Source organism: Sphingomonas sp. CFBP 13733 (assembly GCF_014841795.1).
Taxonomy (GTDB): domain Bacteria; phylum Pseudomonadota; class Alphaproteobacteria; order Sphingomonadales; family Sphingomonadaceae; genus Sphingomonas; species Sphingomonas aerolata.
In genome coordinates this window covers 38,867-48,762 of sequence record NZ_JACYUP010000012.1, presented here as the reverse complement: position 1 = coordinate 48,762, position 9,896 = coordinate 38,867, and the positions used below count along the sequence as shown (strand labels likewise).

The following is a 9,896-nucleotide window of genomic DNA, read 5'->3' as shown; positions in this document are numbered from 1 at the left end:
CGAGTGCGCTCGCGTGGAAAACTTTGCTCAATTGCCACCGGGTGAACCACAGCTCGGTCGCGGGATTGTCGAGGCCGTTCTCGATCTCTCAGTCGGGGCAGCAACGACGGGCCGTGCTTCGGTTCCGGTCACTTGCTTAGACGACACCACTCCTAAGGGTAACCGGTGCGATGGAGTCCGCGTGCTGGCCGGGCTCAATTGGCGCCATCTGGGGAACGTCGATTTGCCAAGTTCGGTTCGCGGGCCGGCAACGGAACTTCAGTTTTGGCAAGATGACATGTGGGTAGTGGAGGTGACAGGTTATAAACCGATCATCTCCTTACAAATATATCGGAGGTATCCCCCGCCATTTTAGTCTCGGACTTTCTTCGGCGCGTGGTCTCCTTTCGATGTCGGCGCTTCTGTTAACGGCAGCTATCGCCACATTCGTACCCAAAAGCGGCCTGTCCGTTGACCACCAATCCCAGCCATTCCGCTTCCGCCCATTAACGGACATTCAAATATCGGCTACATGGAAGGAGATGGCCAAGACGCCCGACCCAAATCGTTTTCACCGAATTGTAGGCTGGGTCTTCGCTAGTGGCTTTCTGATGCTTATCGGTCTGCCAGTGCTGCTAACCAGCACGATGGGCGAGTGTCTGCCTCACGACCATCAAGAGGTGTCCGACTGCCTTGCTAACAAGCGGATTGAGTTCTTCGCATTGATATTTGGCCTTCCGGTTCTGGCCGCCGTGGTTGGCTGGCTGACGTACCGATGGAGCAAATTTCTTGGCTGACTATGATGTCCTGATCCGATCGATCATAGTAGGAAGACGAGAATCGCGAACGGCCACTTTCCACAACGTTGCGGCATTCACTGGCGGATAAGCAGAACCAAAAAGAGGACCGGCGGGAAGCGCCCATCCTTGGACGTTGTTTCAGTCCAACTGCTTGCGTTAAATCGGACGTTGTATGGTGCCGCTGGCGAGATCGTCGCAGTTCCGAATGTATATGAAGCGAACCTTGAGCCGAGGCTCGGCCGGCTTGCTACGCGGCCAATCGTCAGGGTTAGACAGATAATCGAATCGCTGGCACGGCAATCCAACGACAAGAGTATCATTACCTTTCCACTTGATGGACGGAGTGAAATCACTGTCTCTGGTCTGATATACGGTCCATCCGTCTTGGCCGACCGGTCGAAGGTAAACACTAGTAGTCCAAACGGTTCCAAGACCGCCTTTAGTTACTTCTACTTCTGAGACTGCCGCACGGTTGGGCGAGTAAACGCGCTTTGTGATCTGCCGATCATAAGCCGGAGCCAGCAGCAATCGCAGCATTGGCCCGCCGACAAGCCAGCAGAGGCCAATGGCAGCAAGGACTAAGACCGCCGCGCGCGTTACAATGCGGGTCCATTGGCGAATGCGAGAGGGTGACGAAATGGTGTCCATCTGGGCAGATTACCCGCACCAAATGCAAACGCCATGCAGGAGATGTCTTGTTTTGGCTATTTAACGCACGAAAGCGGACCGTCGCATAACCACCAATTATCGCCGTTCAGCGGCCGGATGTGCGAAAAACCCGGTCTCAATCACGACTGTGCGACAAACAGGTGATTCCGGACGGTATCATCTCGATCGTCGCAAAACGCCGTCGCTAACGCCGATCGGCGACAATCGTGAGTTTCCGACGGGGCGCGGCGCTCAGAAGCTGCCATGCCGCTCCCGCCCAAGATTCGTCATGGCCAGAAAAAGTGGCCGCTCTTTAAAGCGGACATTTTGAACCGGAGTTCTGATACTCTGCGACCCGCAGGAAAGCTCGGGTTAAGCTGCAGCGTCAAAACCGACCGGTTATGACACTAGCAGCGTTACCAACTGGAACGATAAAGCAGGAAGCGTATCGGCGCGATCAGTCTGGGATCAGCGCCCAACCACGCAGCTGCAACGTCGCCAAAGTAGTCAGCGCAGACACGTCGGTCTCGACACTCTTTCCTACCGTAGCGGGGTCGATCTTGTTTCCAATAAGGGCCTGGCTGCATACCCGAACGGACACACCCGCCTTCTTCAACGCCTCAATCAAGGCAAGGTTGGGGTTCGCAGCTACTCCCGTCTTTGTCGCATAGGCGTGATCTTCAGTAACGATGGGCGTCGCCGGACCATGGACAATCACGACGACATCGCCTTGTTCTGGACGAACGCCATCGTTGCCTAGCAGGTTGAGAAAACGGGCGACTTTCTCTAGCGATGGATTGATTTTATCCGGTGTTGCCGCAGCCTTGGTCACATTGAACAGCACGCGATAGCGCAACTTGCGATCAGGCCGTTCCGCAGCACCTTCGATGGGTGTGATCGCGCCATATCCCGGTATCACCGCCTGACTGGGCACGCTGGCTGAAGCACTGGCGCTGCTCATGAGTGACAAGCATCCTGCAAGAGCAATGACTGGCATACGCATCCGCTTTTTCCTTCTTCAGCCGAAATAATCAGCCAACTCTCGCAAAAACGGCCGCACCAATATTTTGCGGTCGAACCACGGACGGCGTCTCGCGCGGTCGCACTGGGCGGGGAGCCGGGGCCGTTTGGGGAGCCGACAGATTGTCGGCTCCGAACATCGCCTCCAGGGTGCGCACACACAGTGCGGCTGCATCATCGGCAAGACGGTAGTGAACCTGCTTCGCCTCACGCCTGGTCTTCACCAGATCGGCGCGCCGCAGTTCGGCAAGCTGCTGGCTGAGCGCCGGTTGAGTCACGCCCGTGGCGGCCTCAATGTCAGCTACCTGCCGTTCGCCGCCCAACAGATAGGACAGAATCATAAGCCGCTGAGGCTGCGCGAACACGCGCAGCTTTTCGACTGCAACGTCGGCGAGCGCGCGGGACTGGTAAATCGCCGTCACCGGTCAGCCTTCGTTTGGTGAAACCAGTCGGCTCCCGCGCTGCCCGGCAAAGCAGGAGGCAGCAGCACGTCGTCGCCCGGCTGCCAGTCAGCGGGCGTGTAAGCCTCGCCATCCGCCGAACGCTGCAACGCCCTTACGGTGCGCAACATCTCGTCGACCGAGCGCCCGACATTCATCGGATACCAGCTAAGCGCGCGGATGATGCCTTCAGGATCGATGAAGTAAGTCGCGCGCACGGTTGAGGCATCGCCGGCCTGCTCGTCGAGCATCCCGTAGGCATAACCCACCGCCATCGAGGGATCCTCGATAACCGGAAATGGCACCTCTACACCGAAGACATCCTTGATCGCCCGCATCCACGCGACGTGCGAATAGAGGCTGTCGACCGACAACCCGAGCAGCACGCAATCCAGCTCCTCGAAATGGGGTGCCGCTTTGGCCAATGCCACGAATTCGCTTGTGCAAACCGGCGTGAAGTCGGCGGGGTGCGAGAAGAACACCACCCAGCGCCCACGATACTGATCGAGCACAATTTCGCCCTGCGTGGTGCGGGCGGTAAAGTTCGGGGCTGCATCCCCGATGCGCAGCGAGCGCGGCATGTTTGCATCCATCATTTCCATTCCTCTTAAATGGCATAGACACCCCGTTGACGCAATACGATTACACAACTACATAAAACGTGAGATCGATAAACGGAGATTGGTCATGGACTCGGTTCTGAACGAAGCGACCACCCAGATCAGACGCGCAAAAACGGCCGGATCGCCGGTCGTTCAGTCCTTTTTCGATGAGCCTACCAACACAGCGACCTACGTCGTTTGGGACGCAGCAACGAAAAGGGCTGCGATCGTCGACAGCGTCCTCGATTTTGACGCCGCAGCGGGCCGGACCAAAACCGCGTCGGCGGACGCAGTGATCGCTTACGTGCGGGATCAGGGGCTGACGGTCGATTGGCTGCTGGAAACCCATGCACACGCCGATCACCTGTCCGCGGCACCCTATCTTCAGCAGGCGCTTGGCGGGCAGCTCGCGATCGGTCGTGAGATCATCCGGGTCCAGAACGTCTTCGGCAAAATCTTCAACGCCGGCACAGATTTCGAGCGCGATGGCTCGGAGTTCGACCGGCTGTTCGAGGACGGCGACCGCTTTGCCATTGGCAACATCGACGCCATTGCGCTGCATGTGCCCGGCCATACGCCGGCCGACATGGCCTATATCATCGGCGACGCAGTCTTCACCGGCGATACGCTCTTCATGCCCGATTACGGCACCGCGCGAGCCGACTTTCCTGGCGGCGACGCGCGCCAGCTATTCCGCTCGATCCGCAGGCTCATGCAGCTGCCGGACGAGACGCGCCTATTCCTCTGCCACGACTACAAGGCGGTGGGCCGCGACGAATATGTCTGGGAGACGACTGTAGGCGCACAACGTGTCGGCAACGTTCATGTCCACGAAGGGGTCAGCGAAGACGACTTCGTCGCGATGCGGACCAGTCGCGACGCCACCTTGTCGATGCCGAAGCTCATTTTGCCCTCGATCCAGGTGAACATGCGCGGTGGTCATCTGCCGGAGCCGGAAGCCAACGGTACCCGCTACCTCAAGATCCCGCTGGATGCGCTGTGATGCCGGGCTTTCCGCATGCCATGCCGCTCGAAGGCTTCATCGGCGGACTGATGATCGGTGTCGCCGCGGCGATCATGCTGCTGGGGAACGGCCGCATCGCCGGAGTCAGCGGCATGTTCGCGAGAGTTTTGGGCCTTACCGATGGAGGTCCACCATGGGCAATCGCGCTGTTCTTCACCGCGGGTCTGCCTTTGGGCGCGGGTATTGCTGCGGCCAGTTTGGACGTGGAGGCCAGCTTTCCGACATCGCTTTCGCTGATTGCCGTCGCCGGTCTGATCGTTGGTGTCGGAACGCGGCTCGGGTCCGGGTGCACCAGTGGTCACGGCGTATGCGGCCTGTCCCGCCTGTCGCCCCGGTCCATCGCCGCGACCGCCACGTTCATGGCGACCGGCGTCGTCACCGTCACGATCATGCGTCTGTCCGGGGTAATACTGTGATGCGCCAGAACCTCATTTCACTTGCCAGCGGGACGCTGTTCGGCGCCGGCCTTGCCATCTCCGGAATGATCGATCCGGCGCGCGTGCGGGCGTTCCTCGATGTCACCGGCGCGTGGGACCCGACCTTGGCGTTCGTCATGGCAGGCGCAATCCTGCCAATGGCGATAGCGTGGTTCGTCGTGCGGCGTCGCTCGACCCCGATTGCGGCCAAACAATTCCACACACCTGCCACCTCGCCGATCGACCGACGCCTTATCGGCGGTGCGGCCTTGTTCGGCATAGGCTGGGGCATCGTCGGATTGTGCCCAGGCCCTGCCATTGCCGCACTGGCGATCCAGCCTCTGCCGGCACTGGTCTTCATCGCCGCAATGGCCCTCGGCGCTGCCGTCCACCGCTTTGCATTCACTTCCCGCCGTTCGGCCTGATCAGACAGGAGACATCACATGGCTTTCAAGCAGATCACCTCGTCCTTCTCTGCCGCCCCCCAGCTTACGCAAGCCGACCTCGCCGCTGCCGCGCAGGCAGGATATCGCTCGATCATCTCAAGCCGCCCGGACGGCGAGGAGGCAGGCCAGCCAAGCGCGGAAGTAATGGCTCGATTGGCCAGCGAACACGGTCTCGCGTTTGCGCATGTTCCAATCGTACCGGGCAAAGCGACTGACGCCGATGCGGATCGCATGAAGGAGGCGCTGGCCACGCTGCCACAGCCGACGCTCGGCTTCTGCCGCAGCGGGACGCGCGCGGCGACATTGTGGGCATTGGCCGAGGCCGATCGCGCCGATTCGGCGACGATCATCGGTCAGGCAAAGGCAGCCGGGTACGACCTTTCCGATCTGACGCCTGCGCTGAAGCGCCGTTCCGAGAGGGTGGATCAATGACCTACGACATCGTCATCATTGGGGGCGGTGCCGCCGGCATCGCGACCGCCTCCAGCATTCTGAAGCGCAACGCCAAAGTGACGATCGCGGTCGTCGATCCGGCCACGGACCACTATTACCAGCCTGGCTGGACGATGGTCGGGGCCGGCGTCTTCACGTCCGAGCAAACCCGCAAGGCCGAGGCCGATGTGATGCCTAAGGGCGTCCGGTGGATACGGTTACCCGCGATATCCATCGACCCCGACCGCCACGCGATACAGATCGGAGACGGAAGCTCGATTAGTTATCACGTCCTGATAGTGGCGCCTGGGCTGCGCCTGGCATGGGAGAAGATCGAGGGGCTACCAGAATCCCTCGGTCGCAACGGTGTCACCTCCAACTATCGCTATGACCTGGCGCCCTACACCTATCGGCTCGTCAAGGAATTACAGCAGGGGCGGGCGCTGTTTTCGCAACCACCGATGCCGATCAAGTGCGCCGGCGCACCGCAAAAAGCGATGTATCTCTCATGTGATATCTGGCGAGACTGCAGTGTCCTCCCCGCGATCGATGTCGAATTCCACAACGCAGGCGCCGCCCTGTTCGGGGTCCCGACCTACGTCCCGGCGCTGATGGAATATGTCGAGAAGTATGGCATCGATCTCAGGCTTGAGTCCAATCTGGTCGCGGTCGATGCCGATCGTCGTGTCGCCACGTTCGAGCGCAAGCAGGACGGCCTTTCCGAACGGATCGAACGCCCGTTCGATATGCTCCACGTCGTTCCGCCTCAAGTGTCGCATACCGTTGTCGCCAATAGCCCGCTCGCGGCCGCGAACGGCTTCGTCGAGGTCGACGAGACTACGCTGCGGCACAAGAGATTTGAAAACGTCTTTGGCCTTGGCGATGCCGCTGGCACCAGCAACGCCAAGACGGCCGCTGCTGCTCGCGTCCAGGCGCCTGTAGTCGCGGTCAACGCGCTGGCCGCGCTCGATGGCAGACCCCCCGTTGCCGACTATAATGGTTACGGCTCATGCCCTCTCACAGTCGAACGCGGTAAGATCGTCCTCGCCGAGTTTGGCTATGGCGGAAAGCTGCTGCCCAGCTTCCCATCCTGGCTGCTGGACGGAACGCGGCCCACGCGCGCCGCCTGGTTCCTGAAGGAGCGGATGCTTCCCCCAATCTATTGGCAGGGCATGCTGAAGGGCCGCGAGTGGATGGCCACCCCGCATGAAATCGGCAAGGCAGCATGACACTCGAACCGATCCAGTATCTGCTTGGCGCCCTTTCGGGCAGCCTGGTCGGATTCACTCTTGGCCTCGTAGGCGGCGGAGGCTCGATCCTCGCCGTACCGCTGATGGTGTATCTGGTGCGCGTGCCCGATGCGCACCTTGCCATCGGCACAAGCGCGTTTGCCGTGGCAGCCAATGCCGCGACCGGTCTGATAGGTCATGCCAAGGCTCATACCGTAAAATGGCGGTGCGGGGGCATGTACGCCACAGCGGGCGTCATCGGTGCGCTGCTGGGGTCCACCGTTGGCAAGGCCGTCGATGGCGGCAAGCTGCTCTTTCTGTTCGCGCTTGTCATGGTCGTCGTCGGCGTCCTGATGCTTCGCGGGCGGGGTGATGCAGGTAATCCCGGTGCGGAATGTAACCGGGAGAAGGCACCCAAGGTGCTAGGCTACGGCCTTGGGACGGGCTTGTTTTCAGGTTTTTTCGGCATCGGAGGTGGCTTCCTGATCGTTCCGGGCCTGATCGGATCAACGGGTATGCCGATCCTCAACGCTGTCGGCACGTCGTTGATTGCTGTCACCGCCTTCGGCCTGACGACCGCCGCTAATTATGCATTCTCCGGGCTGGTCGACTGGCCGCTTGCCTTCGTCTTCATTGGCGGCGGGGTCGTCGGCGGGTTGATCGGCACACGCATCGCCAAGCGCCTTGGCTCGGGCGGAACGCTTACCACCGTCTTCGCGGTGCTGATCTTCGTCGTGGCAGCTTACATGCTCTGGAAGAGCGCAGGCGCATTTCTCTGATGGGGAGCGCGATTGCCATCGGACCGATCATGATGGCGGTCGACCGCGGACTGGCGGTGCTATGCATCGTCGTGTTCCTGGGGCTGACAACCTTGGCAGGGCGGTTCCGCTTCCCGCGGGTGTCCACGGTCGCAACCAGTGCCATCGTCGCTGGACTGGTGGCGGCGCGGATCGGCTATGTCGCGGCACATTGGGCGAGCTATGCTGAGGCCCCGCTATCTATTTTTGCTGTATGGCAGGGCGGCTTCTCCGCCATCGCCGGCATCATTGGTGCTTCGGCCATGCTGGCCTTCCAACTCGGCCGAACACGCGCCTTGGCGGTGGGCTGGGGCGCATTGGCGATAGCGGCTGGCCTGTGGTTCACGCTCCAAGCGCTTATCCCGCCCGTGACCTACGGTCCGTTCCCCTATCATCTAACGTTGACGACGCCATCCGGGGCTCCGCTTCCGCTTGAACGTTTCCGAGGCCGCCCCTTCGTCCTCAATCTATGGGCGACATGGTGCGGGCCGTGCCGGCGCGAGCTGCCGATGCTTGACGCCGCGGCAACACGCAATCGGGATGTGCCGATCCTGCTCGCAGATCAGGGTGAAGCTCCAGCAATCGTCACCGGGTTTCTTACCCGTGAAGGCATCGGCGTGAGCAATGTCGCGCTCGATCCTGCCCGTGGGCTCTCCCAAGCCCTCGAAGTCGCTGGCTATCCCGCAACCGCCTTCGTCGCTGCGGACGGAACGATCGTGCAGCTCCAGCTTGGCGAGCTGTCACGCGCCGCCCTCGCTGATGGGATCGATATGGCAAGGAAACACCGATGAACCGACGCAACCTTCTCTCTCGCAGCTTTCTGGCGTTGCTCGCCGTCGCCGTGCCGACGGTGCCAGCAGTCGCACAGCAACCCGATCTGTCGCGTAAGGCGGTCGTCGACGATCCCGTCGCTCCGAAGCGTGTCGGCCAAGCCTATGACGTCACCGTCGTTGGATTTTCCGACTATAATTGCCCCTATTGCCGGCGAATGGAGCCGGTGCTGAACGCGCTTGTCGCGGCCGATCCGAAGGTACGGATCGTCTATCGTGACTGGCCGATCTTTGGCCCTGCATCCCGGGAAGCCGCACGGGCTGCGGTCGCAAGCCAGTGGCAGGGCAAGCATGCCGCCTTTCATGAGGCGTTGCTGACCTCGCCGGCACGGCTCGACAGTGCCGGGATCAAGGCCGCTGCCGCGAAAGCCAAGGTGGACTGGCCACGTCTGCAACGCGATCTGAAGACCCGCGGTGCAGAAATCGATGCGCTCCTCGCTCGTACCAACGCTATCGCTCAAGCGATCGGGTTCAACGGAACACCGGCGCTGATCGTCGGCTCACAAGTGGTGGCCGGCGCGGTTGATCTGCCGACGCTACGCCGGCTTGTCGCAACGGCGCGCAGCAAGCCTCAGGCTCGCTAAACATGCCAGAGCCGCTCAATCGCAGGCAGGCAGTCGGGCTTGGAGCCGTCGTCGTGACTGGCTGGGCAGTGGGACAGGTGCTGCGACGCACAGCGCCGATCGGTCGGGACGTTGGTCCGACCGCTGACCTGATTCTGGCGGGCAGCGGTTCGCCTGAATACGGCCCTGCCAATGCCACGCTGCGACTTGCCGTGTTCACCGATTATCGTTGCCCGGCCTGTCGTCACGCCTTCCCCGCATTGGAAGAGGCGGTGCGACGCGATGGCAAGGTTCGGGTTATCTACAAGGACTGGCCGATCTTCGGTCCCCCGTCCGAACGCGCCGCGAGCGTTGCGCTCGCCTGTGCCGAACAGGGCATCTACCCGGCCGTTCATCGCCAGCTGATGACCGACAGTCGTTTGATCGACGACGACATGCTGAGGGACATTGTCACCGGCGCTGGCGGGGACTGGCTGCGCGCGACGACCTGGCTTGATGCGCATGCACAGGTTGTCGCGGCACGCCTGCGGGCGAACGGCCGAGAGGCCTATTCGATCGGTTTGGCCGGCACCCCGGGCTTTCTTGCCGGACGCATGCTGGTGATGGGCGCAATCGAAGCGGGTGATTTTGAACGGTTGTTCGCGCGGGCGCGGACGGAAAGCTAACAGAG

13 protein-coding genes are annotated in these 9,896 nt (G+C 61.3%); 10 read left to right on the top strand and 3 right to left on the bottom strand.

Translation table 11 applies throughout. The features are described 5' to 3' along the window. Nucleotides 1–389: 389 nt before the first annotated feature. Complete coding sequence (locus IFT71_RS19990; protein ID WP_192143175.1) at nucleotides 390–776, top strand: hypothetical protein; 387 nt, start codon at nucleotides 390–392, stop codon at nucleotides 774–776. A 1,108-nt stretch (nucleotides 777–1,884) separates the two neighbouring features. On the opposite strand, the gene IFT71_RS19985 is transcribed toward IFT71_RS19990, so the two are convergent. Genes IFT71_RS19985 through IFT71_RS19975 form a run of 3 tightly spaced genes read right to left on the bottom strand, consistent with a single transcriptional unit; the run spans nucleotide 1,885 to nucleotide 3,489 of the window. Next, a complete protein-coding gene (locus IFT71_RS19985) occupies nucleotides 1,885–2,430 on the bottom strand; it encodes a DsrE family protein (RefSeq protein WP_446740778.1) in 546 nt (181 codons plus the stop codon). Between the two features lie 28 nt (nucleotides 2,431–2,458). Continuing rightward, entirely contained in the window at nucleotides 2,459–2,869 is a 411-nt protein-coding gene (locus IFT71_RS19980) for a metalloregulator ArsR/SmtB family transcription factor (RefSeq protein ID WP_192143173.1), read from the bottom strand. Further along, entirely contained in the window at nucleotides 2,866–3,489 is a 624-nt protein-coding gene (locus IFT71_RS19975; protein WP_159513080.1) for a peroxiredoxin, read from the bottom strand. Before IFT71_RS19975 ends, IFT71_RS19980 begins: the two co-directional genes overlap by 4 nt. Before the next feature lie 85 nt (nucleotides 3,490–3,574). Between IFT71_RS19975 and IFT71_RS19970 the strand changes: the two genes are divergently transcribed. Genes IFT71_RS19970 through IFT71_RS19930 form a run of 9 tightly spaced genes read left to right on the top strand, consistent with a single transcriptional unit; the run spans nucleotide 3,575 to nucleotide 9,891 of the window. Next, nucleotides 3,575–4,492, top strand: coding sequence for an MBL fold metallo-hydrolase (locus IFT71_RS19970; protein WP_192143171.1), 918 nt, complete (start codon nucleotides 3,575–3,577; stop codon nucleotides 4,490–4,492). Beyond that, nucleotides 4,492–4,929 carry a YeeE/YedE family protein gene (locus IFT71_RS19965; protein WP_192143170.1) on the top strand — a complete coding sequence of 146 codons (438 nt, stop codon included), beginning with the start codon at nucleotides 4,492–4,494 and terminating at the stop codon, nucleotides 4,927–4,929. Before IFT71_RS19970 ends, IFT71_RS19965 begins: the two co-directional genes overlap by 1 nt. Then, nucleotides 4,929–5,354, top strand: coding sequence for a DUF6691 family protein (locus IFT71_RS19960; RefSeq protein WP_192143168.1), 426 nt, complete (start codon nucleotides 4,929–4,931; stop codon nucleotides 5,352–5,354). The genes IFT71_RS19965 and IFT71_RS19960 overlap by 1 nt, the downstream gene beginning before the upstream one ends. Before the next feature lie 18 nt (nucleotides 5,355–5,372). Continuing rightward, a complete protein-coding gene (locus IFT71_RS19955) occupies nucleotides 5,373–5,807 on the top strand; it encodes a TIGR01244 family sulfur transferase (RefSeq protein WP_192143166.1) in 435 nt (144 codons plus the stop codon). Next, entirely contained in the window at nucleotides 5,804–7,036 is a 1,233-nt protein-coding gene (locus IFT71_RS19950; protein WP_192143164.1) for an NAD(P)/FAD-dependent oxidoreductase, read from the top strand. Before IFT71_RS19955 ends, IFT71_RS19950 begins: the two co-directional genes overlap by 4 nt. Further along, a complete protein-coding gene (locus tag IFT71_RS19945; protein ID WP_159513085.1) occupies nucleotides 7,033–7,815 on the top strand; it encodes a sulfite exporter TauE/SafE family protein in 783 nt (260 codons plus the stop codon). The genes IFT71_RS19950 and IFT71_RS19945 overlap by 4 nt, the downstream gene beginning before the upstream one ends. A gap of 29 nt (nucleotides 7,816–7,844) precedes the next feature. Beyond that, nucleotides 7,845–8,624, top strand: coding sequence for a TlpA disulfide reductase family protein (locus IFT71_RS19940; RefSeq protein ID WP_244655078.1), 780 nt, complete (start codon nucleotides 7,845–7,847; stop codon nucleotides 8,622–8,624). A gap of 35 nt (nucleotides 8,625–8,659) precedes the next feature. Then, nucleotides 8,660–9,247, top strand: a complete 588-nt coding sequence (locus IFT71_RS19935) for a DsbA family protein (RefSeq protein ID WP_244655077.1) — start codon at nucleotides 8,660–8,662, stop codon at nucleotides 9,245–9,247. 2 nt (nucleotides 9,248–9,249) lie between these two features. Then, entirely contained in the window at nucleotides 9,250–9,891 is a 642-nt protein-coding gene (locus tag IFT71_RS19930; RefSeq protein ID WP_192143158.1) for a DsbA family protein, read from the top strand. The last annotated feature ends 5 nt before the right edge of the window (nucleotides 9,892–9,896 follow it).